This window comes from Pseudomonas sp. D3-10 (assembly GCF_051132175.1).
In the GTDB taxonomy this organism is placed as follows: Bacteria; Pseudomonadota; Gammaproteobacteria; order Pseudomonadales; family Pseudomonadaceae; genus Aquipseudomonas.
In genome coordinates, this window is sequence record NZ_CP071668.1 from 4,336,473 (window position 1) to 4,360,553 (window position 24,081).

23 protein-coding genes are annotated in these 24,081 nt (G+C 61.5%); 10 read left to right on the forward strand and 13 right to left on the reverse strand.

What is annotated here, in order from left to right:
• Positions 1-85: 85 nt before the first annotated feature.
• Positions 86-427: an aspartate-semialdehyde dehydrogenase gene (locus tag J3P90_RS19465; protein WP_420764433.1), complete on the reverse strand. Its 342-nt coding sequence runs from the start codon at positions 425-427 to the stop codon at positions 86-88.
• Between the two features lie 250 nt (positions 428-677).
• Here J3P90_RS19465 and rapA point away from each other — a divergent pair, with 250 nt between their 5' ends.
• Positions 678-3,524 (forward strand): RNA polymerase-associated protein RapA, encoded by a 2,847-nt coding sequence (rapA, locus tag J3P90_RS19470; RefSeq protein ID WP_420764432.1) that lies wholly within the window; start codon positions 678-680, stop codon positions 3,522-3,524.
• A 58-nt stretch (positions 3,525-3,582) separates the two neighbouring features.
• Here rapA and J3P90_RS19475 read toward each other — a convergent pair whose 3' ends face one another.
• The 3 genes from J3P90_RS19475 to J3P90_RS19485 all read right to left on the reverse strand — a co-directional run bounded on the left by J3P90_RS19475 (position 3,583) and on the right by J3P90_RS19485 (position 6,496).
• A complete protein-coding gene (locus J3P90_RS19475; protein ID WP_420764431.1) occupies positions 3,583-4,461 on the reverse strand; it encodes an ATPase in 879 nt (292 codons plus the stop codon).
• 107 nt (positions 4,462-4,568) lie between these two features.
• Positions 4,569-5,561 (reverse strand): NAD-dependent epimerase/dehydratase family protein, encoded by a 993-nt coding sequence (locus tag J3P90_RS19480; RefSeq protein WP_420764430.1) that lies wholly within the window; start codon positions 5,559-5,561, stop codon positions 4,569-4,571.
• Between the two features lie 41 nt (positions 5,562-5,602).
• Positions 5,603-6,496: a LysR family transcriptional regulator ArgP gene (locus J3P90_RS19485; RefSeq protein ID WP_420764429.1), complete on the reverse strand. Its 894-nt coding sequence runs from the start codon at positions 6,494-6,496 to the stop codon at positions 5,603-5,605.
• 98 nt (positions 6,497-6,594) lie between these two features.
• Here J3P90_RS19485 and J3P90_RS19490 point away from each other — a divergent pair, with 98 nt between their 5' ends.
• From J3P90_RS19490 to J3P90_RS19505, 4 genes are all read left to right on the forward strand, one after another.
• On the forward strand, positions 6,595-7,197 hold the full coding sequence (locus J3P90_RS19490; protein ID WP_434562704.1) for a LysE/ArgO family amino acid transporter: 603 nt from the start codon (positions 6,595-6,597) through the stop codon (positions 7,195-7,197).
• A 174-nt stretch (positions 7,198-7,371) separates the two neighbouring features.
• Entirely contained in the window at positions 7,372-7,968 is a 597-nt protein-coding gene (locus tag J3P90_RS19495) for a superoxide dismutase (protein WP_420764427.1), read from the forward strand.
• Between the two features lie 353 nt (positions 7,969-8,321).
• Positions 8,322-10,373 carry a putative bifunctional diguanylate cyclase/phosphodiesterase gene (locus tag J3P90_RS19500; protein ID WP_434610005.1) on the forward strand — a complete coding sequence of 684 codons (2,052 nt, stop codon included), beginning with the start codon at positions 8,322-8,324 and terminating at the stop codon, positions 10,371-10,373.
• 183 nt (positions 10,374-10,556) lie between these two features.
• Complete coding sequence (locus tag J3P90_RS19505; protein ID WP_420764425.1) at positions 10,557-11,900, forward strand: imelysin family protein; 1,344 nt, start codon at positions 10,557-10,559, stop codon at positions 11,898-11,900.
• Between the two features lie 315 nt (positions 11,901-12,215).
• Here J3P90_RS19505 and J3P90_RS19510 read toward each other — a convergent pair whose 3' ends face one another.
• The 3 genes from J3P90_RS19510 to J3P90_RS19520 form a co-directional block, all read right to left on the reverse strand.
• Complete coding sequence (locus J3P90_RS19510) at positions 12,216-13,451, reverse strand: RNA polymerase sigma factor (protein ID WP_434675257.1); 1,236 nt, start codon at positions 13,449-13,451, stop codon at positions 12,216-12,218.
• Positions 13,452-13,542: 91 nt separating this feature from the next.
• On the reverse strand, positions 13,543-13,887 hold the full coding sequence (locus J3P90_RS19515) for a YciI family protein (protein WP_434562700.1): 345 nt from the start codon (positions 13,885-13,887) through the stop codon (positions 13,543-13,545).
• A gap of 55 nt (positions 13,888-13,942) precedes the next feature.
• The gene (locus J3P90_RS19520; RefSeq protein WP_434675258.1) at positions 13,943-14,377 is read right to left on the reverse strand and encodes a YybH family protein; all 435 of its coding nucleotides are present in this window, start codon (positions 14,375-14,377) and stop codon (positions 13,943-13,945) included.
• Between the two features lie 141 nt (positions 14,378-14,518).
• Between J3P90_RS19520 and J3P90_RS19525 the strand changes: the two genes are divergently transcribed.
• Positions 14,519-15,004, forward strand: a complete 486-nt coding sequence (locus J3P90_RS19525; protein WP_434562698.1) for a GNAT family N-acetyltransferase — start codon at positions 14,519-14,521, stop codon at positions 15,002-15,004.
• A gap of 135 nt (positions 15,005-15,139) precedes the next feature.
• Here J3P90_RS19525 and J3P90_RS19530 read toward each other — a convergent pair whose 3' ends face one another.
• Together J3P90_RS19530 and J3P90_RS19535 are read right to left on the reverse strand one after the other, a co-directional pair.
• Complete coding sequence (locus tag J3P90_RS19530; RefSeq protein WP_434562696.1) at positions 15,140-15,628, reverse strand: GyrI-like domain-containing protein; 489 nt, start codon at positions 15,626-15,628, stop codon at positions 15,140-15,142.
• A gap of 77 nt (positions 15,629-15,705) precedes the next feature.
• Positions 15,706-16,368, reverse strand: coding sequence for a LysE family translocator (locus J3P90_RS19535; protein WP_434675259.1), 663 nt, complete (start codon positions 16,366-16,368; stop codon positions 15,706-15,708).
• Positions 16,369-16,575: 207 nt separating this feature from the next.
• On the opposite strand from J3P90_RS19535, the gene alaC reads away from it, so the two are divergent.
• Positions 16,576-17,790, forward strand: a complete 1,215-nt coding sequence (alaC, locus tag J3P90_RS19540) for an alanine transaminase (RefSeq protein WP_305496304.1) — start codon at positions 16,576-16,578, stop codon at positions 17,788-17,790.
• 162 nt (positions 17,791-17,952) lie between these two features.
• Here the strand turns inward: alaC and J3P90_RS19545 are convergent, their stop codons facing one another.
• Positions 17,953-19,305 carry a GntP family permease gene (locus tag J3P90_RS19545; RefSeq protein ID WP_305496305.1) on the reverse strand — a complete coding sequence of 451 codons (1,353 nt, stop codon included), beginning with the start codon at positions 19,303-19,305 and terminating at the stop codon, positions 17,953-17,955.
• A 92-nt stretch (positions 19,306-19,397) separates the two neighbouring features.
• Positions 19,398-19,931 (reverse strand): gluconokinase, encoded by a 534-nt coding sequence (locus J3P90_RS19550; protein ID WP_420764418.1) that lies wholly within the window; start codon positions 19,929-19,931, stop codon positions 19,398-19,400.
• 216 nt (positions 19,932-20,147) lie between these two features.
• Between J3P90_RS19550 and J3P90_RS19555 the strand changes: the two genes are divergently transcribed.
• The 3 genes from J3P90_RS19555 (at position 20,148) to J3P90_RS19565 (ending at position 22,401) form a co-directional block, all read left to right on the forward strand.
• Positions 20,148-21,179, forward strand: a complete 1,032-nt coding sequence (locus J3P90_RS19555) for a LacI family DNA-binding transcriptional regulator (protein ID WP_420764417.1) — start codon at positions 20,148-20,150, stop codon at positions 21,177-21,179.
• Between the two features lie 158 nt (positions 21,180-21,337).
• Positions 21,338-21,892 carry a hypothetical protein gene (locus tag J3P90_RS19560; RefSeq protein WP_434562688.1) on the forward strand — a complete coding sequence of 185 codons (555 nt, stop codon included), beginning with the start codon at positions 21,338-21,340 and terminating at the stop codon, positions 21,890-21,892.
• 86 nt (positions 21,893-21,978) lie between these two features.
• Positions 21,979-22,401 (forward strand): GNAT family N-acetyltransferase, encoded by a 423-nt coding sequence (locus tag J3P90_RS19565; RefSeq protein ID WP_434675260.1) that lies wholly within the window; start codon positions 21,979-21,981, stop codon positions 22,399-22,401.
• Between the two features lie 127 nt (positions 22,402-22,528).
• Here J3P90_RS19565 and def read toward each other — a convergent pair whose 3' ends face one another.
• Both def and J3P90_RS19575 read right to left on the reverse strand, forming a co-directional pair.
• Complete coding sequence (def, locus tag J3P90_RS19570) at positions 22,529-23,068, reverse strand: peptide deformylase (protein WP_434562684.1); 540 nt, start codon at positions 23,066-23,068, stop codon at positions 22,529-22,531.
• Positions 23,065-24,015, reverse strand: a complete 951-nt coding sequence (locus J3P90_RS19575; protein ID WP_420764413.1) for a YihY/virulence factor BrkB family protein — start codon at positions 24,013-24,015, stop codon at positions 23,065-23,067. The genes def and J3P90_RS19575 overlap by 4 nt, the downstream gene beginning before the upstream one ends.
• Between the last annotated feature and the right edge of the window lie 66 nt (positions 24,016-24,081).

The following is a 24,081-nucleotide window of genomic DNA, read 5'->3' on the forward strand; positions in this document are numbered from 1 at the left end:
TCGGCATCATACGGTGAGTTCGGATGCGCCCATGATGCGGGCTGCTTCCTGCGTTGACCAGCCCGGCCGTCTCGGCGGGCTTGGATCAGATCTGGATATCGACCCACAGGCCTTGGCGCGACTCCCCTTCCACCAGCGGTACGACCGGTACGGTGTTGTCGGCGTTCAGCTCGGTGCCCGGCACCGCCAAATGTTCGTCGGGGTCTTCATCGGCTTCACGGCGACGCCTTTCACGCTCCTGCTGGCGGCGCTGTTCCTCGCGCAGCAACAACGCGGTTTCTTCAGGATCGCGCTTTTGCAGGTCGATGGTGCTTTCGCTGGAGCTTTCCTGAACAGGGACCACGGGCGGAATATCCGGTCGCGGCCGGATAGGATCCTGCTGCGCGGTAACGGGTACGGCGCTCAAGGGAAGCATGGGTGGCAACATAAAGGTCTCCTGTCTTCAGGTTGTCGGCTGTGGCGGGGACAGCTTGAACCGCTGGTCCGAAACTTGTGACCTGGTTGGCATTGCGCCCTGCCAGCCCACAAGCTTGTTTGATCGCGCAACCCGTTTAAGTTCCCTTGGCCAGGTTGACGGGGAACGCCCACGCGAGGCCTGGCAGATGTGCGTAAATCCTTTGGTCTGGCGGCTCATTCCGTTAAGATAGCCGGCTTTTTCACGGCGGGAGTCAGGCAGCATGGCGCAGCAGTATCAACCGGGGCAACGCTGGATCAGTGACAGCGAAGCCGAGCTGGGTTTAGGCACCGTTCTGGCACAGGACGGCCGCTTGTTGACCGTGCTCTATCCGGCCACTGGCGACACTCGCCAGTACGCGCTACGGAATGCGCCCTTGACCCGCGTACGGTTTTCGCCGGGCGACGTGATCACTCACTTCGAAGGCTGGAAAATGACCGTGCGCGAAGTCGACGACGTCGATGGACTGTTGGTCTACCACGGCCTTGACGGCCAGAACGAAGTCGTCACGCTGCCCGAAACCCAGCTGTCGAACTTCATCCAGTTCCGCTTGGCCAGCGACCGCCTGTTCGCCGGCCAGATCGACCCACTGGCCTGGTTTTCCCTGCGCTACCACACGCTGGAACATACCAGCCGCCAATTGCAGTCCCCGCTTTGGGGCCTGGGTGGCGTCCGCGCCCAACCGATCGCCCACCAACTGCACATCGCCCGCGAAGTGGCTGACCGCATTGCGCCACGGGTACTGCTGGCAGACGAAGTGGGCCTGGGCAAGACCATCGAAGCCGGCCTCATCATCCACCGCCAACTGCTTTCCGGGCGCGCCAGCCGCATCCTGATCCTGGTCCCGGAAAACCTCCAGCACCAATGGCTGGTGGAAATGCGCCGGCGCTTCAACCTGCAGGTGGCGCTGTTCGACGAAGAACGCTTCATTGAAAGCGATGCCAGCAACCCCTTCGAAGACACCCAACTGGCGCTGGTGGCGCTGGAATGGCTGGTAGACGACGAGAAGGCCCAGGACGCGCTGTTTGCCGCCGGATGGGACCTGATGGTTGTCGACGAAGCCCATCACCTGGTGTGGCACGAAGACCATGTCAGCCCTCAATACGCACTGGTGGAGCAACTTGCCGAAACCATTCCCGGCGTACTGCTGCTGACCGCGACACCTGAGCAACTGGGACAGGACAGCCACTTCGCCCGTCTGCGCCTGCTGGACCCGAACCGTTTCCATGACCTGCAGGCCTTCCGTGCCGAAAGCGAGAACTATCGCCCGGTCGCCGAAGCCGTCCAGGAGTTGTTGGACAAAGGGCGCCTGTCGCCCGAAGCCCACCAGACCATCCACGGTTTCCTGGGTAACGAGGGCGAAGCGCTGCTGACGGCTGTCAACGATGGCGACATCGAAGCCAGCGCCCGCCTGGTTCGTGAATTGCTCGACCGACATGGCACTGGCCGCGTGCTGTTCCGCAATACCCGCGCCGCCGTGCAAGGCTTCCCGGAGCGCAAGCTGCACGCTTATCCTTTGCCATGCCCGGACGAATACCTGGAACTGCCGCTGGGCGATCATGCCGAGCTGTACCCGGAAGTCAGCTTCCAGGCCCAGCCGGACGCCAGCGAAGAAGAGCGCTGGTGGAAATTCGACCCGCGCGTCGAATGGCTGATCGACCAGTTGAAAATGCTCAAGCGCACCAAGGTCCTGGTGATCTGCGCCCACGCGGAAACCGCCATGGACCTGGAAGACGCCCTGCGCGTGCGCTCTGGCATCCCTGCCACGGTGTTCCACGAAGGCATGAACATTCTGGAGCGCGACCGCGCGGCCGCTTACTTCGCTGATGAAGAGTTTGGCGCCCAGGTGCTGATCTGCTCGGAAATCGGCAGCGAAGGTCGTAACTTCCAGTTTGCCCATCACCTGGTGCTGTTCGACCTGCCATCGCACCCGGACCTGCTGGAACAACGGATCGGCCGCCTGGACCGGATCGGCCAGAAACACACCATCGAGCTGCACGTGCCCTACCTGGAAACCAGCCCGCAGGCCCGGCTGTTCCAGTGGTATCACGAAGCCCTGAACGCGTTTCTCAACACCTGCCCGACCGGCAACGCCTTGCAGCATCAATTCGGCCCGCGCCTGCTGCCATTGCTCGAAGAAGCCGACGATGGCGACTGGCAAGCGCTGATCGACGAGGCCCGCGTGGAGCGCGAGCGCCTGGAAGCCGAGCTGCATACCGGCCGCGATCGCCTGCTGGAGCTCAATTCCGGCGGCGCGGGTGAAGGTGATGCGCTGGTGGAGGCCATTCTCGAACAGGATGACCAGTTTGCCCTGCCGATCTACATGGAGACCTTGTTCGACGCCTTCGGTATCGACAGCGAGGACCATTCAGACAACGCGCTGATCCTCAAGCCGAGCGAGAAAATGCTCGACGCCAGTTTCCCCTTGGGCGACGACGAAGGCGTGACCATCACCTACGACCGCAACCAGGCGCTGTCTCGCGAGGACATGCAATTCATCACCTGGGAGCACCCGATGGTGCAAGGCGGCATGGACCTGGTGCTGTCGGGCTCCATGGGCAACACGGCCGTGGCGCTGATCAAGAACAAGGCACTCAAACCCGGCACCGTGCTGCTGGAACTGCTCTATGTCAGCGAAGTGGTCGCCCCGCGTTCGCTGCAGCTGGGCCGCTACCTGCCACCAGCGGCCCTGCGCTGCCTGCTGGACGCCAACGGCAACGACCTGGCGGCCCGGGTCTCTTTCGAAACCCTGAACGACCAGCTCGAAAGCGTGCCACGCGCCAGCGCCAACAAATTCATCCAGGCCCAGCGCGACCAACTCGCGCCGCGGATCAATGCCGGCGAACAGAAAATCATCCCACGCCATGCCGAGCGCGTGGCCGAGGCCCAACGTCGCCTGGCGGCTGATACCGAAGAAGAGCTGGCACGCTTGACCGCGTTGCAAGCGGTCAACCCAACCGTGCGGGACAGCGAGCTGGAGGCTTTGCGCCAGCAGCGTGAGCAAGGGTTGGCGATGTTGGAGAAGGCTGCGTTGCGGTTGGAGGCAATTCGGGTGTTGGTGGCGGGGTAATTTCGGCTGGGCTTTCGTTTCCGTGTGGGGGCGAGCACGCTCGCTCCCACAGGGTTCGTTACTGAGATCGGTTGCTCAGTTGCTGTTGCAGGTACTGGATCTGCGATTGCAAGGTATTGATGTTGCGGGTGACCTGGCCGCGGAAGGCATCGAACTCGGCGGTGTTGCCGGAACGGTTTTCCTGTTGGCTCTTGAGCACGACCATGTCCTGCTCCAAACGCTCGATGGCCGAGTTGGAAGTGGCTCGTTTCAAAGCCGTGATGTCCGCACCGATGCTTTTGAGCTGGGCATCCAGGGCACCACCCTCGCCTTGGTTCTTCAAGGCCGACACTTCCGCCGCCAACGCCTTGACCTGAGCCTGGAGTTCCTTGTTGGCCGCTTGCAGCTGGGTGTTGGTGTTTTCCTGCTGCGAAGCCTGGGTGATCATCTTGGCCAGTTGCGTGTCCAGGTCGGCGGACGGGCCGAAGGCGCCTTGCAGCGCTTTATATTGTTCCTGCAGCTTGCCGTCGAATTGGCGGCCCTGCTCTTGCATCTTGTTTTCCAACTGTCTGATCTGCAGTTTCAAGGCTTCACTGTCGCTCATGACATTGGACTGTCCGGCGACCACCTTGCCGGAAATGTCCTGCAAGCGCCCGGCCGCATCCTCACTGATGCGGGCGAAGCTTTCCTGGGTGGCCACCAATTGCTGTTCCATCAGGGAAATCTGCTGGAAACTCCACCACGCCAGGAAGGCCAGCGCGCACAGCAAGGCTCCGACCAAGGCCCACAGCGGCCCGGTGCTCGGTGCCTTGACCTTCGCCGCCGCAACGGACGCCGGACGCGCCTGCACGTGGGGCGGGCGATTGCTCAGGAAGTCATCGTCATCGGGGATGTCCGCCCGCATCCGCAGGCTCGGTACATCGTCGAAGTCGTCGTTGGCATCGTTACGCGTGGGCATGGGTTCAACCTTTGGGAAATCGGTGGTGACTCGATGCGGCGAGTATAACCCCCTCGCCCGCCGCACCCATTGACCCCGAACCGGGCACTCGGTTCATGACGGGGCGATCAGCGGCCATGCTGGACGCGCCACCAGGCGCAGAATTCATCGAGGGCGGCCCAGAGGCTGACCTTCGGATCATAATCCAGACAGTGCCGTGCCCGGTCGATATCCAGGGTGAAATTCCTGCTCATCACCTGCATGCCCAGGCGTGACAGCGTCGGTTCAGGCCGTCCGGGCCAGATTGCGCAAAGACCTTCGTTCATGGCCGCAACGCTGTAGGCCAGTCCATAGGAGCGGTAACGCCTGACCTGCGGGACTTCCATCTGCCGCATCACATAATTGACCACATCCCACAGTGGGACAGGCGCGCCATTGCTGATGTTATAAGCCTTGCCCAAGGCCGAATCGGTGGCCAGCAGGCTGCTGAGCAGCGCTTCGTTGAGGTTCTGTACGCTGGTGAAATCCACTTTGTTCAAGCCGTTGCCAACAATCGCCAGGCGTCCCTTGCGCTGCATTTTAAGCAGCCGCGGGAAAATGCTCATGTCGCCGGCACCGGTGACGAATCGCGGGCGCAGGGCCAGCACTTCCAAACCGAACTCCTGAGCACCGAAGACTTTCTGTTCGGCCAGGTATTTGGTGGCAGCGTAGGGATGCTTGAAACGTTTGGGCACCTGTTCTTCGGTCAATCCCAAGTGGTCACGACCATCGAAGTAGATCGAGGGCGAAGAAAGGTGAACCAGTCGCCGGACCTTTTGCTTCAGACAAGCCTCGACGATGTTCTCGGTGAGCTGGACATTGCCTTGGTGAAAGTCCTGGTAGCGTCCCCATAACCCCACCGAGCCGGCGCAATGCACCACGGCGTCGACATCGCGACACAGGTCCCGGGCCAACATCGGGTCGCCCAGATCGCCCTCGATGAACTCGGCGCCGCGCGTCACCAGGTGCTGGACGTTTTCAGGCCGGCGGCCATTGACCCGAACATCCAGGCCTTGCTCCAGGGCGAAACGCGCAAAGCGTCCGCCAATGAAGCCGCTTGCGCCGGTGACCAGAATTTTCATGAAATGCTCCTAAATCAGTTTCGTGCCACAAGCCAGCTGCATCAGTTCACCCCATGCAGCGTGCTGCCTGCCGCTGCGACCAGCTGCTCGGTCAACAAACCGAGCAGCTGCCCACCATTGCGCCAATGATGCCAGTACAGCGGCACGTCAATCGGCTTATCTGCGAGTAATTCCACCAGTTCGCCTCTTTCCAGTGCATCGCGAACTTGCAGCTCGGGCACTAGCCCCCAGCCAAGCCCCGCCTCGATAAGGCGAAGGAAACCTTCGGATGATGGACATAAATGGTGTTCGAATCCGCCTTCGACGCCGAGGGAAGCCAGATACCGGTGTTGCAGGAAATCATCCGGCCCGAACACCAGGGCAGGTGTGCGAGCCAGCAGATCGGCGCGCACCCCGCCGGGGAAATGCCGGGCAATGAAGGCGGGACTGGCGAGCGCCCGGTAGCGCATGGCCCCCAGCAACACGCTGCGGGCGCCGGCCACCGGGCGTTCACTGGCGCAAAGACAAGCGGCGACCTCTCCGGCGCGCATGCGCTTGAGGCCTACGGTCTGGTCCTCCACCACTAAATCGAGCAACACATGCTGCTCGGCACAGAATGTCCCCACCGCGCTGGCCCACCATGTGGCCAGGCTGTCGGCGTTCAGCGCAATGCGCAGGCGCTCCGGCAGGCCCTCTTCGTCCAGCGCCGGTACCAGGCTTTGCAGGTCGCGCTCCAGCAAACGCACCTGTTGTACATGGTTGAGCAGGCGACGGCCGATTTCCGTGGGCGTCGGAGGCGTGGCGCGCACCAGCACGGGCTGGCCGACCCGCGCTTCGAGTAGCTTTATCCGCTGGGAGATGGCCGATTGCGACAATCCCAGCACCTGCGCGGCTCGCTCGAAGCCAGCTTGCTCGACAACGCTCGCCAGGGCGGAAAGCAGTTTGTAATCGAACATCAGTTTTCCTTATGGCCGATCAGCATGATTTGTTTTTCTTATACCCCCGCACCCCGGAGAATGGCCAGCAATTTGCGAACTCCTGGAGTGACAACGTTATGTGGCAAAGCTATGTAAACGGGCTGCTGGTGGCCCTTGGGTTGATCATGGCGATCGGCGCGCAGAACGCGTTCGTGCTGGCCCAGAGCCTGCGCCGCGAGCATCACCTGCCGGTGGCTGCGCTGTGCATCGCCTGTGATGCGCTGTTGGTCGCCGCCGGGGTGTTCGGCCTGGCAACGCTGCTGGCCCAGAGCCCATTGTTGCTTTCGATCGCTCGCTGGGGCGGCGCTGCGTTCTTGCTTTGGTACGGCAGCCAGGCGCTGCGTCGGGCCTGTTCGAGGCAAAGTCTGGAGCGGGATGAAAAGCAGGTCGCGCGGTCTCTGCGAACCGTGCTGCTGAGCGCGCTGGCGGTCACGCTGCTCAACCCTCACGTCTACCTCGACACCGTGTTGCTGATCGGCTCTCTCGGTGCCCAGCAGAGCGTGCCTGGCGCCTACGTCGTGGGCGCGGCCAGTGCTTCGCTGCTGTGGTTTTCCACGTTGGCCCTGGGTGCCGCGTGGCTCGCTCCCTGGCTGGCCCGCCCTGCGACCTGGCGCGTCCTGGACCTGCTGGTGGCCGTGATGATGTTCACGGTAGCAGCGCAACTGATCGTGTCGGGCTGATATTCCAAACCGCTCTGGAACCTCTATTCCACACAGTTGTTGCGTGGTTATGCCGCACCCCCGGTGCTATGATCCGACTCCTGCGCCGCAAAGAGTACAAACTCCCCGGCGCTAGTCTGGCCGCCCGTGATCGGCCTTGCGCTCACCGCAACTGACCTGATTAGGAGAATCACCATGGCTTTCGAATTGCCGCCGCTGCCGTACCCACACGACGCACTGGCGCCACACATCTCCAAAGAAACGCTGGAATACCACCACGACAAGCACCACAACACCTATGTCGTGAACCTGAACAACCTGGTGCCTGGCACCGAGTTCGAAGGCAAGACCCTGGAAGAAATCGTCAAGACTTCCTCGGGCGGTATCTTCAACAACGCCGCTCAGGTCTGGAACCACACCTTCTACTGGAACTGCCTGACGCCTAACGGCGGCGGCCAACCTACCGGCGCGCTGGCTGAAGCCATCAATGCTGCCTTCGGTTCGTTCGACAAGTTCAAGGAAGAATTCAGCAAGACGTCCATCGGCACCTTCGGTTCCGGTTGGGGCTGGCTGGTGAAAAAGGCTGACGGTTCCCTGGCCCTGGCCAGCACCATCGGCGCCGGCAACCCGCTGACCAGCGGCGACACCCCGCTGCTGACCTGCGACGTCTGGGAGCACGCCTACTACATCGACTACCGTAACGTGCGTCCAAAATACGTCGAGGCGTTCTGGAACCTGGTGAACTGGGAGTTCGTGGCTCAGCAGTTCGAAGGCAAGACCTTTACTGCCTAAGCTGTGATGTCTTGAAAAACGGCGCTTTTCCGACGGGAAAGCGCCGTTTTTTTTAGACTTGGATTGCTCTGCGCGAGCGAGCTTGCCCCTCGGCAAGCTTCGCGGTGATCAAGCAATATCGCCCCAGGTAAATGACCTCGCGTCCGAAAAACCAATAAAAATCCCGCCTAGCCTCAAGTTGCAGGCCCTTCCAACCGAAACAATGGTCGTAGAGTCATCACTCTGCAAACACCGTATAACGGCCAGGTTTCAGGCGAAATCCCTTGTGTTTGATTGTCCCTTTGACTGACATCACAGGATTGCCAATACTCATGGCATCTTGACGCTACCCGCACGGAACAAGGAATCCCTCTTTGAAGCTGGAACTCAAAAACAGCTTGTCTGTGAAGTTGCTCCGGGTCGTGCTCCTCTCGGCGTTGATCGTTGGCATGGTTTTAAGCTGCGCCCAGATCGTATTCGACGCCTACAAAACCAACCGGGCCGTCGCCGACGACGCCCAGCGCATCCTCGATATGTTCCGCGATCCGTCCACCCAGGCGGTCTATAGCCTGGACCGCGAGATGGGCATGCAGGTGATCGAAGGCCTGTTCCAGGATGAAGCCGTGCGCATGGCGTCCATCGGGCATCCGCGCGAAACCATGCTGGCCGAAAAAACCCGGCCTCTGCAGAAGTATGAAAGCCGCTGGCTGACCGACCTGATACTGGGCCAGGAGCGGACCTTCACCACGCAACTGGTGGGCCGCGGCCCCTACAGTGAATATTATGGCGACCTGAGCATCACGCTCGACACCGCCACCTATGGCCAGGGCTTTATCGTCAGTTCGGTCATCATCTTCATTTCCGGAATGCTGCGGGCTCTGGCCATGGGCCTGGTGCTGTATCTGGTCTACCACTGGCTGTTGACCAAGCCGCTGTCGCGAATCATCCAGCACCTGACCGAAATTAACCCGGACCGCCCCAGTGCCCACAAGATCCCGCAGCTAAGGGGTCACGAGCACAACGAACTGGGCCTGTGGATCAACACCGCCAATCAATTGCTGGCCTCCATCGAGCGCAACACCCACCTGCGCCACGAGGCTGAAAACAGCCTGCTGCGCATGGCCCAGTACGATTTCCTGACCGGCCTGCCCAATCGCCAGCAACTGCAACAGCAACTGGACAAGATCCTCGTGGATGCCGGACGTCTGCAACGTCGCGTCGCGGTGCTGTGCGTGGGGCTGGATGATTTCAAGAGCATCAACGAACAGTTCAGCTACCAGACCGGTGACCAGCTGCTGCTTGCCCTGGCCGATCGGCTGCGCGCCCACAGCGGACGCCTCGGCGCATTGGCGCGACTGGGCGGCGACCAGTTTGCGCTGGTCCAGGCCGATATCGAGCAACCCTATGAAGCCGCCGAACTGGCCCAGAGCATTCTTGACGACCTGGAAGCGCCGTTCGCGCTGGACGACCAGGAGATCCGCCTGAGGGCGACCATTGGCATCACCTTGTTTCCTGAAGACGGCGACAGCACCGAAAAGCTGCTGCAAAAAGCCGAGCAGACCATGACCCTGGCCAAGACCCGCTCGCGCAATCGTTATCAGTTCTACATTGCCAGCGTCGACAGCGAGATGCGCCGCCGTCGCGAATTGGAAAAGGACCTGCGCGAAGCCCTGTCGCGGGAGCAGTTCACCCTGGTGTACCAGCCGCAGATCAGCTATCGCGACCTGCGCGTGGTGGGCACCGAAGCGCTGATTCGCTGGAACCATCCCGAACACGGTTTCGTGCCGCCAGACCTGTTCATTCCTCTGGCCGAGCAGAACGGCACGATCATCGCGATCGGCGAATGGGTCCTGGACCAGGCTTGCAAGCAGCTGCGGGACTGGCATGACCAGGGCTTCGTCGACCTGCGCATGGCGGTCAACCTGTCCACCGTGCAGCTGCACCACGCCGAGCTGCCCAGGGTGGTGAACAACTTCCTGCAGATGTACCGCCTGCCGCCGCGCAGCCTGGAGCTGGAAGTCACCGAGACCGGCCTGATGGAGGACATCACCACCGCTGCCCAGCATTTGCTGAGCCTGCGCCGTTCCGGCGCGCTGATCGCCATTGACGATTTCGGCACTGGCTACTCATCGCTGAGTTATCTCAAGAGCCTGCCGCTGGACAAGATCAAGATCGACAAGAGCTTCGTCCAGGACCTGCTCGATGACGAAGACGATGCAACAATCGTTCGCGCCATCATCCAACTGGGCAAGAGCCTGGGTATGCAGGTCATTGCCGAAGGTGTCGAGACTATCGAGCAGGAGGCGTACATCATTTCCGAGGGCTGCCATGAAGGCCAGGGTTACTACTACAGCAAACCCCTGCCCGCGCGGGAGTTGGGCCTTTACCTGAAGCAGGCGGAGCGCATCAAGGCTTCCATCGTCTGATCCTCGCCGGCCCCGTCATCGGAAATTTCTTACGGACGTCGTCGAAAGACAGCGATCCGCTCGAGTGAATAAGAAATATTTACAGGCACAACCCTTTACACATAATGCAAATCTTTCGCATTATGTCGCAGTTTTGCGCGCCCTCGCGCCTGTCCCATTCATCACCGAAGCAGGATGTTCGCCATGATTCGTATGCCTCTGGCTACCGCCAGTCTGTTGGCCATTGCTATTTCCCTCGCCGGTTGCGGCGAAGGCAAAGACAAGGCCGCCGCGCCGCAAGCGCCAACGCCGGCCGCCAGCACCGCTGCACCGGCTGCCCCCGCTGCCGCTGGCAAGATCGATGAAGCCGCCGCCAAGGCTGTTGTCGCGCACTACGCCGACATCGTCTACGCCGTCTACAGCGATGCCGAATCCACCGCGAAAAACCTGCAGACCGCCGTCGATGCCTTCCTGGCCAAGCCGAACGCCGACACCCTGAAAGCCGCCAAGGCTGCCTGGGTCGCCGCACGCGTGCCATACCTGCAGAGCGAAGTGTTCCGCTTCGGCAACACCATCATCGACGACTGGGAAGGTCAGTTGAACGCATGGCCCCTGGACGAGGGCTTGATCGACTACGTCGACAAATCCTACGAGCATGCCTTGGGTAACCCGGGCGCCACCGCCAATATCATTGGCAACACCGAGGTCCAGGTCGGCGAAGACAAGGTCGACGTCAAGGACATCACCCCGGAAAAACTCGCCAGCCTGAACGAGCTGGGCGGTTCCGAGGCCAACGTCGCCACCGGCTACCACGCCATCGAATTCCTGCTGTGGGGCCAGGACCTCAACGGCACCGGCCCTGGCGCTGGCAATCGCCCGGCCTCGGATTACCTGGAAGGCGCCGGCGCCACGGGCGGCCACAACGATCGTCGTCGCGCCTACCTGAAGTCCGTCACCCAGCTGCTGGTCAACGACCTGCAGGAAATGGTCGGCAACTGGAAGCCGAACGTAGCCGACAACTATCGCGCCACCCTGGAAGCCGAGCCTGCCGAAACCGGCCTGCGCAAGATGCTGTTCGGCATGGGCAGCCTGTCCCTGGGTGAACTGGCGGGCGAGCGCATGAAAGTCTCCCTGGAAGCCAACTCCCCGGAAGACGAACAGGATTGCTTCAGCGACAACACCCACAACTCGCATTTCTACGATGCCAAGGGCGTGCGTAACGTTTACTTGGGTGAATACACACGCGTAGACGGCACCAAGATGACCGGTGCCAGCCTGTCGTCCCTGGTGGCGAAGGCCGACCCGGCCGCCGACACCGCGCTCAAGGCCGACCTGGCCGATACCGAAGCGAAGATCCAGGTCATGGTGGATCACGCCAACAAGGGTGAGCACTACGACCAACTGATCGCCGCTGGCAACACCGCGGGCAACCAGGTCGTGCGCGACGCCATTGCCGCCCTGGTCAAGCAGACCGGTTCGATCGAACAGGCCGCAGGCAAGCTGGGCATCAGCGACCTGAACCCGGACAGCGCTGATCACGAGTTCTGATCAACGCCGGTTCGGTCACCGATAAACCCGTGGGAGCGAGCTTGCTCGCGATGGGGTCTACCAGCCAACCATGATGTTGGCTGGGCCACCCCCATCGCGAGCAAGCTCGCTCCCACGTTGGTTTCTGGATACATGAATTCCATGCGTGCGATAACCTCCCTTGTGGGAGCGAGCCTGCTCGCGAAGGCGGTGGGTCAAGCGCAGTGATGCAGGATTTGCCGACGCAGCAGCTCCTTCATATAGCCGACACATCGCAGGGGGCCGCTTCGCGCCCCAGCGGGAGCAAGCTCCCTCGCCACGGGCCTGCTCGTGCCATCAGTGCAAGCCGGCAAGCCTGGCTTCGATAAACCGCCGCTCCGGCAACTGCTGCGTCAACGCCAGCGCACGACGGTACGCCGCCCTCGCCTCCTCCACCCGTCCCAACTGCCGACAAAACTCCGCCCGCGCCGAATGGGCCAGGTGATAGTCGGTCAATTCACCCCTACCCAGTATTCCATCGATCAGGCTCAGCCCAGCCTGCGGCCCGTCGCGCTTGGCCAAGGCGGCCGCGCGGTTGAGTTCGATGACCGGCGATGGCACGGCACGCAGCAGCACATCGTAGAGGCCGACGATCTGCGGCCAGTCGGTTTGCTGCGCTGTCGGCGCTTCGGCGTGCACCGCAGCGATCGCCGCTTGCAGGCAATACGGTCCGAACCGCCGGGTATTGAGCGCCGCCTCGATCATGGCGCAGCCTTCGGCAATCATTGCCTGGTCCCACAGCGATCGGTCCTGTTCATCCAGCAAGACCAGCTCACCGGTCATGGAAGTCCGCGCCGGCCGCCGCGATTCGTGCAACAGCATCAATGCCAGCAACCCCATGACTTCGGCTTCGGGCAACAGCTCCATCAACAGGCGTGCCAGGCGTATGGCTTCGCGGGTCAGGTCTTCCCGGGTCAACTCGGCGCCCATCGACGCCGAGTACCCTTCGTTGAACACCAGGTAGATCACGCGCAGGACGCTGTCGAGGCGTTCAGGCAATTCGGTGCGGGACGGCACCTGGTAAGGAATTCGTGCATCACGGATCTTCGCCTTGGCCCGCACGATGCGCTGGGCGATGGTCGCCGGCGCCGCGAGAAATGCGTGGGCGATCTCCTCGGTCGTCAGGTCGCACACTTCTCGCAGGGTCAACGGCACTTGGGCGTCAGCCGCCAGCGCGGGGTGGCAGCAGGTGAAAATCAGCCGCAGGCGATCGTCTTCCACGTCCTCGTCACTCCAATCGGCCTGCTCCAGTTCCTCGAGCTGCGCAATCAGCATCGGTTGAGATGCCGCGAAGCGCGCCCGCCGGCGCAGGCCGTCAATCGCCTTGAACCGCCCCGCCGATACAAGCCAGGCTCGCGGATTGTCCGGCACTCCGTCGCGCTGCCAGCGCTCCACCGCGATGAAAAAGGCCTCGTGCATAGCCTCTTCAGCGAGGTCGAAGTCTCCCAGCAGGCGAATCAGGGTCGCCAGGATCCGCCGCGAGTCCTGCCGGTAGACCTGCTCGACCCGCGCCTTGACCACTTCGGCCGACATCAGCCGGACAGCCCCCTGGTCACTGGGCTGATGGATCGCATGGAAGAAACAAGCTCAAGGTTCATGGAAGCAATCCTGTTGATCATCGTTTTCAAGGATTCAATTGACGTACCGGTCGAACCTCGACACAGCCGACCCGGGCCGCCGGTATGTGGCCGGCGACCTGGATGGCTTCATTCAGGTCCTTGGCGTCGATCAGGTAGAAGCCCGCCAATTGCTCCTTGGTTTCGGCGAACGGGCCATCGGTGATGGACAGCTTGCCGCCGCGCATGCGCACCGTGGTGGCGGTCTGCACCGACTCCAGGGCTTCGGCCGCGACCATCCGGCCACTGCCCTGGACTGATTCGGCGTAGGCCATGCATTCGGCGTCCTCGGGACTGTCCGGCGAGTTGTGCAGGACCTCTTCGTTGCTATACACCAGGCATAAATACTTCATGGAGAGCTCCGTGATCGGCTGATCGACAAGGATGGCAGAAGCGAACCGCAGCCGCTCAGGGCTGCAAATCGAAAATCGCCGTCCCGGCCATGGGATCGAACGGCGCGGACCAATGCTCGTGGACGATTTTCCACTGCCCGGCCGAACGTTTGTAGCAGGCCGTCACGCGCATCCAGCAGGCCTGCTCCTCGCCCTTATCGTTGGTGCCACCGCAATAAGCCAGCCAGTGGGCAAACGCAATGTCATCGGCTGCGTTGATCTGCACCTGGTGAAAATCGAACTTGTGCGGGCCGGGGCACATTTCCATGCAAGCCTCCCAGTGCGCCCGGTAGGCGACCTTGCCCTTGAATTGCAAGGCCTGGATGGCGTCGAACGAAACGATGCCATCGTCATAAAGCGCCATGACCTTTTCTACATCCTTGGCCATGACCGCTCGGCGATAAGTATCGATCAGGGTCTGGATCTCGGTATCGGCAGCTTGGGTATTCATGGTGATTCTCCGCAGGTTTTTGTTAGAGACACCCTTTGTCGTTTGGAGAAACGGCAAATCGACAGCTAAACAAAAATAATCCAAAGAAAAAATTTCGCTAGAATCCAAGGTCCATTCTGTCGACAAACAACGGACGTTTTCGTGACTGCTCAGCTCGTACCCTATGAAGACCTGACCCCACTGCAACGGCAACAGGTCGAATCCATCGAGATTTACCCCGACCAAATCAAGTTCTCTGGCGACATTCACGGCGCGCTGCACACACTGCTGTCAAAGCCCGGCCCAGGGGTCAAGGGCTTCGCCTTGTTGGACGACGAGGTGCCCGTGGCGTTCCTGCTGCTCAAGCGCCCGCCCGTGCTGCCGGCCTGGGCCAACGAACACAGCGCGACCCTGCACGCGTTGCAAGTTGACCACCGCGCCCAGGGCAAAGGCTATGGCAAGGCGTGCCTGCAAGCGCTACCCGCCGCGGCCCGCGCGGCCTGGCCGGAAATCAGGGGATTGGAGCTCTCCGTCGATGCTGACAACCACTCGGCCATCGGCCTCTACACCCGACTGGGCTGGGTCGACAGTGGCGAAGCCTACAAAGGCCGCATCGGTTATGAGCGGCGGATGGGGTTGGTGTTTTGACAAACAGGGCCAACGATCAATAGCTGCAAAGTCTGGCGGCGAGCTTGCTCGCGATGAGGGCATATCGGTCGTCGTCGACGTTGGCTGATCCGCCGCTATCGCGAGCAAGCTCGCTTCCACAGGGACCCGAGGCGATCAACTCGGCTTGAGCGGTATCCAGATTTCCAGGTGGCCTTCGCCGGTCCGGGGATTGAAATCTTCACTGTAGCGCTCAAACTCCGGTTCATCCGCCGCCTGATGGCCGGATTGGGGCAGCCATTCTTTCCAGATGTATTGGAACGTATCCGGCAGATCCTTGAGCGGCCCTTTGTGCTCGAAGACCGCGTAGGACCCGGGCTGGATCTCGATCCAGCGATATTGTTCGGGTAGGTCGTCGAGCCGGCTGATTTCCACGCCAGCGATGTACTCGAAGCCGCCCTGGCCGTCCGGGTTGCAGCACACCCCGTACGTCACCTCGTCTTTCTGTCCGGGCACCTTGCCGAGCCAAGGCAGGAATTTTTCCCAGAGCTGCGGGATGTCCTGGGCGGTTTCCTGGGTAAAACGCGCGCCGAAACCGGCGATGAGCTGAAAGCGTCCCTGCTCGAAGCGCGGCTCGGTTGCGTTAGCGCGTTTTTGCGTTTCCATTGCTCATCACTCCGAAAACTTGAAGTCGGGTTTGGCAGTATAGAAGCCAAACCGTAATTGCCAGGCCGTTTCGCTTGTTAAAGTCCCGGCAAGCTGGGGGCGTTTACCGTTCCTACAAACTCGTTATAACCAGAAACGATCACGTAGACCGCGAAATAACAGAAGATCGCCGCCGATGCCCAATAGGAGTACCGCAGCAACTTATCGCCTAGCATTTTCCCGCCCTGGGTCGCTGCCAGGCACAGGCCAGCGCTCCAAAGCAGCCCGGCGCTGAGGAATCCGCCCAGGAACAAGGCCGAGCTGAGCACGGTGCCGCCACCCGAGCGGGCGATGAGCGTTCCGCCCACTGCGGCGAACCAGAGAATGGCGCTGGGCGATGACATGGCGAGGAAAATCCCGCGAAAAAATTCCTGGCGCGGCGAGTTGGCCCGAGTCTCGCCCGCCTCAGCCAGCACCGCGTTGTGATAGATCGCCGAATGAACCATTTTCGCCGCGAAATACAAGAGCAGCACCGAGCCGCCAATCCACAGCGCCCAACGCACCGGTTCGTATTGCAGCAAAACGGTCATCCCGGCCAGCGCCAGGACTGCATAGACCAGGTCGCCCACGCACGTGCCCAGGCCCAAGGCGAAGCCTTGGAAATAGCCGCGTTGCATCGCCAGCGTGATCATCGCGATGTTGGCCACGCCAATGTCCAGGCACAGCGAAAGACTCAGCAGGAAGCCGCTGGAAAATTCCATGATTCGTTCCATCAGGATTGGATAGGCGTGTTCAGCCGCCTGCGGGGCCTTTCGGGGGCGCCGCAGCCAGGGCGACAGTGTCGTCGAAAATAGTTCGGCGCGGCTACTGGACAATTCGACATCCGCCCGATTATCTTGCGCCGCAGGCCACCGCAGTGGCCAACGTCGCTCGGACGGTTCCGGGCGCTCACGTATCTCGAGGCAACAATGGCCGAACAAGGTTCGCCGCGCCGCTTTGCGCGCATCGATAGACTCCCCCCGTACGTATTCAATATCACTGCCGAGCTGAAGATGGCTGCGCGTCGGCGCGGCGAAGACATCATCGACTTGAGCATGGGTAACCCCGATGGCGCCACGCCCCCACATATCGTGGAGAAGTTGGTCACCGTCGCCCAGCGTGAAGACACTCACGGCTACTCCACGTCCAAAGGCATCCCGCGCCTGCGCCGCGCCATTTCGCGTTGGTACAAGGACCGCTACGAGGTGGACATCGACCCGGAAAGCGAAGCCATCGTCACCATCGGTTCCAAGGAAGGCCTCGCGCACCTGATGCTGGCGACCCTGGACCAGGGCGACACGGTGCTGGTGCCCAACCCCAGCTATCCGATCCACATCTACGGCGCGGTGATCGCCGGCGCCCAGGTGCGTTCGGTGCCGCTGGTGCCCGGCGTGGATTTCTTCGATGAGCTGGAGCGGGCCATTCGCGGTTCGATCCCCAAGCCGAAGATGATGATCCTCGGCTTCCCGTCCAACCCGACCGCGCAATGCGTGGAGCTCGATTTTTTCGAACGGGTCATCGCCCTCGCCAAGCAATACGACGTGCTGGTGATCCACGACCTGGCGTACGCCGACATCGTGTATGACGGCTGGAAAGCGCCGTCGATCATGCAAGTGCCAGGGGCCAAAGACATCGCGGTGGAGTTCTTCACCCTGTCCAAGAGCTACAACATGGCCGGCTGGCGCATCGGTTTCATGGTCGGCAACCCGGAACTGGTCAGCGCCCTGGCGCGGATCAAGAGCTACCACGACTACGGCACCTTCACCCCGCTGCAAGTGGCCGCCATCGCCGCCCTCGAAGGCGACCAGCAATGCGTGCGCGACATCGCCGAGCAGTACCGCCAGCGCCGCAATGTGCTGGTCAAGGGCCTGCACGAGCTAGGCTGGATGGTGGAAAACCCGAAGGCGTCGATGTACGTCTGGGCCAAGATCCCCGAAGCCTATGCGCACCTGGGCTCACTGGAGTTTGCCAAGAAGCTGCTGGCCGAAGCCAAGGTCTGCGTCTCGCCGGGGGTGGGGTTCGGGGAATATGGGGATGATCACGTGCGCTTTGCGCTGATCGAGAACCAGGACCGGATTCGCCAGGCGGTGCGGGGGATCCGTGGGATGTTCCGGGCGGATGGGTTGGCTGGCAAACAAGCCTGACGGCCAACCACAACCTCTATGTGGCGAGGGAGCTTGCTCCCGCTCGACTGCGAAGCAGTCGCAAACCGGTCGCCTCACTCCATGAGAGGAATTGACTGGATTGGGGCCGCTTCGCGGCCCAGCGGGAGCAAGCTCCCTTGCCACAGTTAGTCCAAGGTGTTCTTAGATCACCAGCGACAGCAGCAGGATGAAGATCAAGCCCACCACGGACAGAATGGTTTCCATCGCGGTCCAGGTCTTGAAAGTCTCGGCCACGGTCATGTTGAAGTACTGCTTGACCAGCCAGAAACCCGCATCGTTGACGTGGGACAGGATCAGCGAACCGGCGCCGGTCGCCAGCACCAGCAGCTCACGGTTCACGCCCGGCATCATCCCCACGACAGGCACCACGATCCCGGCACCGGTAATGGTTGCCACGGTCGCTGAGCCTGTGGCGATACGGATCACCGCCGCCACCAGCCACGCCAGCAGGATCGGCGAAATCTGCGCACTCACCGCCATGTGACCGATCACATCGCCCACACCGCTGGTCACCAGCATCTGCTTGAAGCCACCACCAGCACCGATGATCAGGATGATCGCGGCGGTCGGGGCCAGGCTCGCGTCGAGCCATTTCAACATCTGGCTGGAACCGATCCCCTGTTTGTAGCCGAAGGTGTAAAGCGATAGCAGCAACGCCAACAACAGCGCCGAGATCGGGTGGCCGATCATGTCCATCCAGACGCGGAAGAGGTTGCCATCCGGCAGCGCCACATCAGCGAACGTCTTGAGCAGCATCAGGAACACCGGCGAGAGCACGGTGATCAGGGTGATGCTGAAGCTTGGCAGCTCGGCGGCGTTCGTCTCACGGGCCAGTTGGTCCACCAGTTCCTGATTTGGATGCCCGGGGATGTGCTTGGCGATGAAGGTACCGAAGATCGGGCCGGCAATGATAGCGGTCGGCAGCGCGACGATCAGGCCATAAAGAATGGTCTTGCCGATGTCGGCGCCGAAGATGCCGATCGCCAGCAGTGGCCCCGGGTGCGGCGGCACCAGGCCGTGGACCGCGGAGAGGCCGGCCAGCAGCGGGATACCAATCTTGATGATCGACACGCCGGTGCGGCGCGCCACGATGAACACCAACGGAATCAGCAACACGAAGCCGATTTCGAAGAACAGCGGGATGCCCACCAGGAACGCGGCGAACATCATCGCCCACTGCACCTTTTCCTTGCCGAAGGCACGGATCAGCGTCTGGGCGATCTGATCGGCCCCGCCCGATTCAGCCATCATTTTTCCGAGCATCGTGCCCAGCGCCAGGATGATGCCGACAAAACCGAGCACGCCACCGAAGCCGTCCTGGAACGCCTTGATGATGGTGCCGGTCGGCATGCCCGACGTCAGGCCGAGGAACGCGGCGGCGATGGTCAGCGCAATGAACGGGTGGAATTTGAACTTGGTGATAAGGACGATGAGTCCGATCACCGTGACCACTGCATCAAGCAGTAGAAACGTCTCGTGGGACATGCCGAACATGGGAGGTGTCTCCTGATTTGTTGTTGTTATTGAAGCAGTTATTTATGGGCCGTCGGGACAGCGCTATCTTTCTGACGCATATTTTTCGAAACTCAGCCGGCGAGTTTCAAACCGTGGGCCAGCCACCAGACGTAGGCCTGGCGGGCCAATTCATCGATGCTGTGGCTGGACGCATCCAGAGCCAGGGTCAGGGGCTCGCCAACAGGGGATTCGAGGGTGGCAAACTGGCTGTCGATCAGGGTCGACGGCATGAAATGGCCCGGACGGTGGGAGACACGATCGGCAGCCACTTCGGGGGTCAATTCAAGGAATACGAAGCCCAGGCCCGGCAGGGCGCTGCGTAGGCGCTCGCGATAGCTGTGCTTGAGGGCCGAGCAGGTCAGCACCGGGCGCTCGCCCGTGCCGTCGACACGACGCAACTCGTCGCACAGGCTGTCGAGCCAGCCGGCACGGTCGTCGTCAGTCAAGGGAATACCGGCGCTCATCTTCTGAATGTTGGCCGCGGGGTGGAACGTGTCGCCTTCGATGGCGGTGGCGCCGCTCAGTTGGCACAGGGCCTGGCTGACGCAAGTTTTGCCGCAACCGGCAACGCCCATGATGACCAGGGCGGTGATTGGATTATTCATGTAACACCTCAGCGCGCAGACAGCGCTACCTTTGCCAGTTATGACACCGCAGCAAAAGCAGAAGTTGCCGACGCCTTCTTGTCATTTTTGTGGTTGCAGCATGTTCGTCCACGACACCCACGGGACAGGGATCAGGCAAACCCTGTCAACGCATTTGCAGCCGCGCCGAGACAGCGCTACCTTAGTGCCTTGATTTTTGTTTGGCAAGCCGCCCTGATGACCGCCCCTAAAAACGATAAGAATACTCGCACCACCGGTCGCCCCACGCTCAATGAAGTCGCCCGCCTGGCCGGGGTCAGCCCGATCACCGCCTCCCGTGCCCTGCGCGGCGTCAGCACCGTGGCCGTCGAACTGGTGGACAAGGTCCGCCAGGCCGCCCTGGAACTCAATTACGTCGTCAATCCCGCGGCCCGGGCCTTGGCTTCGGCCCAGAGCCATTCAGTGGTGGTACTGGTGCCGTCACTGTCCAACCTGTTGTTCATCGACACCCTGGAAGCCATCCATCGCGTCTTGCGGCCCAAGGGATTCGAAGTGGTGATCGGCAACTACCATTATTCCCGGGACGAAGAAGAAGACCTGCTGCGCAATTACATGGCCTATCAGCCGCGCGGTCTGTTGCTGACCGGATTCGACCGGACCGAAAGCGCCCGGCGCATGATCGAGGCCAGCAATATCCCCTGCGTGTACATGATGGAACTGGATCCGGGCGCCGGCCTCAACTGCGTGGGATTCTCCCAGCTCCAGGCCGGCGAGACCGCCGCCGAGCATTTGATCTCCCGAGGCCGCAAGCGCCTGGCCTACATCGGCGCGCAACTGGACCAACGCACGTTGCTGCGCGGCGAAGGCTTTCGTCGCGCCCTCCAGAAGGCCGGGCTCTACGACCCTGACCTGGAAGTGCTGACCCCTCGCCCGTCGTCGGTGGGCCTGGGCGGCGAATTGTTCCTGCAATTGCTGGCCAGCCATCCAGACGTCGACGCGATTTTCTTCGGCAACGACGACCTGGCCCACGGCGCCCTGCTCGAAGCGTTGCGCTGCGGCATCAGGATTCCCGAACAGGTTTCGATACTGGGCTTCAACGACCTGCCCGCTTCGGCCCACATGGTCCCGCGCTTGAGCAGCATCAGCACCCCGCGAGAAGAAATCGGCCGGCGCGCCGCCGAACAGATGCTCACGTTGATGGCCGGCAACCGCATCGCCCAGCCGGTCGTCGACCTGGGTTTCGAACTCAAGATTCGCGAAAGCACCTGAGCGCCCCGCCACCCTGCGGTCGATCCATGCCGACGAACGGCAAGGATTGGCCGCACCGCGCTGTGCGTTTCGCCTGTAGCCCTTGAAAAACGGGGCCTTGCGCGACGGCATGGTAATTGCTCCCACCATCGCTCAGCCATTACCTACGGGTACACATCATGTTGGTCAGCGTAAAACAACAAGCGATAAACCTGCCCCTCAAACGCCCCGGCGAAGACCCGACCGCCGAAGCCGCCAGCGGCTTGCAAAGCGCCGCCCTGCAATCGCTGCGTGACAACGTCCAGGCCCAGGCCAACCAGGGCAGCACCCAGGTCCAGGAATCCATCACCCGGCAAGCCACGCAGCAGGTCAACGCCGCCACCGCCATCAGCGACAACGTCGACGAGGCCTTCGCCAAGACCCGCGTGCAACTGCAGACCGTCGCTTCGTCAGCCGCCGACGAGGCGAAGAAAGCACGCAGCTCTGCCATGACGGAGTTCAAGGAATACATGAGCAAGACGCCTGAAGAACGCTTGCGTGACAGCATTCTTGAGGAAATGGGCATCACTGAAGAAGAGTACGCGCAGATGCCGCCCGAGAAGCAACGGGCGGTCGGCGAGGAAATTGCCCAGCGCATGCAGGACAAGGCCGCGATGGCGCAGGTGGAAAAAGCCCAGGAAAGCCGGACGGATGAGAAGAATCCGGCCACGGACATGTTCCTCGCCTCGCTGTAGACCTTGCAGACAGGCGCCGGAGATGTCCCGGCGCATTGTTTGTTCCCTTATAATCGCCCATCTCCCCTGCCCTCTCCGCCCTCGCCATGCCCGACTTCCACTACACACGTCTCGACGAGCCTCTGTGGCCGTTGATGAACAAGTTCTACCGCGCCCACCAATCCTCGATGAAAGCCGTGCGCGACGCCCAGCTGTGGGTAGCACGGCGCGAAGACATCGTCGCGGCGCTGTGCCTTCGACCGGTTTCGGGCGGGCATTGGTTGACGGGATTGTTCGTCGACCCGGCGCACCGCGTACATGGCGTCGCCGCGCGACTGATCGCAGAAGCGGTGAAGGGGCTGGATGAACCGGTGTGGCTGTTCTGTCACCCGGACTTGCGCGGGTTTTATGAACGACGGGGCTTCAGCTTCGACCCCGAACTGCCCTATGCGATGGCTGAAAGGCTGAGCCGGTATGCGCGCAGCAAGCCGATGATTGCGATGGGGTTGGAGCCCAACATACTCTCCTGACGCCGAACACAGTTCATTGTGGGAGTGAGTCTGCTCGCGATCGCGGACTGAATTCAACAGGTGAGTTGACTGAAATACCGCAATCGCGAGCAAGCTCGCTCCCACAATTTTTTTGTGTCGGTTTTAGCTAGTCGTCAGCCATAGGGTCCAGATCCGGAAACATCACTTCGGTAAACCCGAACTTACTGAAATCAGTGATGCGCGACGGATACAAGCGGCCGATCAAGTGATCGCACTCATGCTGGACCACCCGGGCATGAAAGCCCGAGGCGGTGCGCATGATCGGCTCGCCCTTGGGGTCGAAACCTTCGTAACGAATATGCTGGTAACGATCCACCGCGCCGCGCAAGCCTGGCACCGACAGGCAACCTTCGAAGCCTTCTTCCATCAACGGACTCAGCGGCGTGATCAAAGGATTGATCAGGATCGTCTGCGGCACCGCTTCGGCATCGGGATAGCGCTCGCTGTGCTCGAAGCCAAAGATCACCAGTTGCAGGTCCACGCCGATCTGCGGCGCCGCCAGGCCGACGCCGCCGACGCTTTCCATGGTCTGGAACATGTCGTCGATCAGTTGCCACAACTCGGCGCTGTCGAACATTTCCGGCGGCAACGGCGGGGCGATGCGCAGCAGGCGTTCGTCGCCCATCTTCAGGATTTCGCGGATCATGGTCGGGCTTCGTCTGTAGGGGTATGAGCAACGGAATGGTCGCGCCCCAGGCCCGACACATGCTGTTTCTCGTGCTCGCCCGGGGTCTTTTCACCGGTGTCCTTGCCTTCGGCGGACATGTGTTCGATGACCGCATTCATCTCGGCGCCGAGTAGCAACACCGCCGCAGAGATATAGAAATACAGCAACAACACGATGATCGCGCCGATACTGCCATACATGGCGTTGTAGTCGGCGAAGGTCTTCACATAGAACGCAAAACCCAGGGACGCGATGATCCACACCACCACCGCCAAAACCGAGCCCGGCGTGATGAAGCGGAACTCCTGTTTGACGTCAGGCATCACGTAATAGATCAGCGCCACTGCCACCATCAGCAAAAACACGATGACCGGCCAGCGCGCCAGGGTCCAGACGGTGACGATGAACTCCTCCAGCCCGATCTGCGAGGCAATCCAACCCATCACTTGCGGGCCCAGTACCATCAAGGCCGCGGCGACCAACAGCATGCCGGCGATACCGACCGTATAAAGAATCGACAGCGGAAAGCGCTTCCAGGCCGGGCGCCCCTCGACCACGTCGTACGCCGCGTTCATGGCGCTCATCATCAGCCGCACGCCAGCCGACGCGGTCCACAGCGCAATGACGATACCCACCGAGAGCAAGCCGCCCTTGGATTGCTGGAGCTGGTCGATCACCGGGTTGACCTGCTCCAGCGCCTGGGGCGGCAGCACCAGTTCCGATTGCAGGCGCAGCCAGGAAAAGAAATCCGGCAGGTGCAGGAAGCCGATCAGCGCGATGAGGAAAAGAATGAAGGGAAACAGCGAAAACAGCATCTGGTAAGCCAGTGCGGAGGCGTAGGTCGACATCTCGTCGTCGAGAAACTCGGTCACCGTGCGCATCATCACGCGATGCAGGGGCAAGCCTTTCAAGGCCGGGAACATCATGTGCGTCTCCTTTCGCCGCAAAAGAGGAAGGTCGCCTGGCGACTCACGGGGCTGCTATCCGTGACA

What these genes read in the sequence shown, in the direction of transcription:
- J3P90_RS19515 (WP_434562700.1), bottom strand. Translation starts at nt 13,887, where the DNA reads ATGAAGTATTTATGCCTGGTGTATAGCAACGAAGAGGTCCTGCACAAC.
- J3P90_RS19505 (WP_420764425.1), top strand. Translation starts at nt 10,557, where the DNA reads ATGATTCGTATGCCTCTGGCTACCGCCAGTCTGTTGGCCATTGCTATT.
- J3P90_RS19510 (WP_434675257.1), bottom strand. Translation starts at nt 13,451, where the DNA reads ATGTCGGCCGAAGTGGTCAAGGCGCGGGTCGAGCAGGTCTACCGGCAG.
- J3P90_RS19465 (WP_420764433.1), bottom strand. Translation starts at nt 427, where the DNA reads ATGTTGCCACCCATGCTTCCCTTGAGCGCCGTACCCGTTACCGCGCAG.
- J3P90_RS19560 (WP_434562688.1), top strand. Translation starts at nt 21,338, where the DNA reads ATGTTGGTCAGCGTAAAACAACAAGCGATAAACCTGCCCCTCAAACGC.
- J3P90_RS19555 (WP_420764417.1), top strand. Translation starts at nt 20,148, where the DNA reads ATGACCGCCCCTAAAAACGATAAGAATACTCGCACCACCGGTCGCCCC.
- J3P90_RS19475 (WP_420764431.1), bottom strand. Translation starts at nt 4,461, where the DNA reads ATGCCCACGCGTAACGATGCCAACGACGACTTCGACGATGTACCGAGC.
- J3P90_RS19535 (WP_434675259.1), bottom strand. Translation starts at nt 16,368, where the DNA reads ATGGAATTTTCCAGCGGCTTCCTGCTGAGTCTTTCGCTGTGCCTGGAC.
- J3P90_RS19545 (WP_305496305.1), bottom strand. Translation starts at nt 19,305, where the DNA reads ATGTTCGGCATGTCCCACGAGACGTTTCTACTGCTTGATGCAGTGGTC.
- J3P90_RS19565 (WP_434675260.1), top strand. Translation starts at nt 21,979, where the DNA reads ATGCCCGACTTCCACTACACACGTCTCGACGAGCCTCTGTGGCCGTTG.
- alaC (WP_305496304.1), top strand. Translation starts at nt 16,576, where the DNA reads ATGGCCGAACAAGGTTCGCCGCGCCGCTTTGCGCGCATCGATAGACTC.
- J3P90_RS19485 (WP_420764429.1), bottom strand. Translation starts at nt 6,496, where the DNA reads ATGTTCGATTACAAACTGCTTTCCGCCCTGGCGAGCGTTGTCGAGCAA.
- J3P90_RS19550 (WP_420764418.1), bottom strand. Translation starts at nt 19,931, where the DNA reads ATGAATAATCCAATCACCGCCCTGGTCATCATGGGCGTTGCCGGTTGC.
- J3P90_RS19490 (WP_434562704.1), top strand. Translation starts at nt 6,595, where the DNA reads ATGTGGCAAAGCTATGTAAACGGGCTGCTGGTGGCCCTTGGGTTGATC.
- J3P90_RS19495 (WP_420764427.1), top strand. Translation starts at nt 7,372, where the DNA reads ATGGCTTTCGAATTGCCGCCGCTGCCGTACCCACACGACGCACTGGCG.
- J3P90_RS19530 (WP_434562696.1), bottom strand. Translation starts at nt 15,628, where the DNA reads ATGGAAACGCAAAAACGCGCTAACGCAACCGAGCCGCGCTTCGAGCAG.
- J3P90_RS19480 (WP_420764430.1), bottom strand. Translation starts at nt 5,561, where the DNA reads ATGAAAATTCTGGTCACCGGCGCAAGCGGCTTCATTGGCGGACGCTTT.
- J3P90_RS19520 (WP_434675258.1), bottom strand. Translation starts at nt 14,377, where the DNA reads ATGAATACCCAAGCTGCCGATACCGAGATCCAGACCCTGATCGATACT.
- def (WP_434562684.1), bottom strand. Translation starts at nt 23,068, where the DNA reads ATGATCCGCGAAATCCTGAAGATGGGCGACGAACGCCTGCTGCGCATC.
- J3P90_RS19575 (WP_420764413.1), bottom strand. Translation starts at nt 24,015, where the DNA reads ATGATGTTCCCGGCCTTGAAAGGCTTGCCCCTGCATCGCGTGATGATG.
- rapA (WP_420764432.1), top strand. Translation starts at nt 678, where the DNA reads ATGGCGCAGCAGTATCAACCGGGGCAACGCTGGATCAGTGACAGCGAA.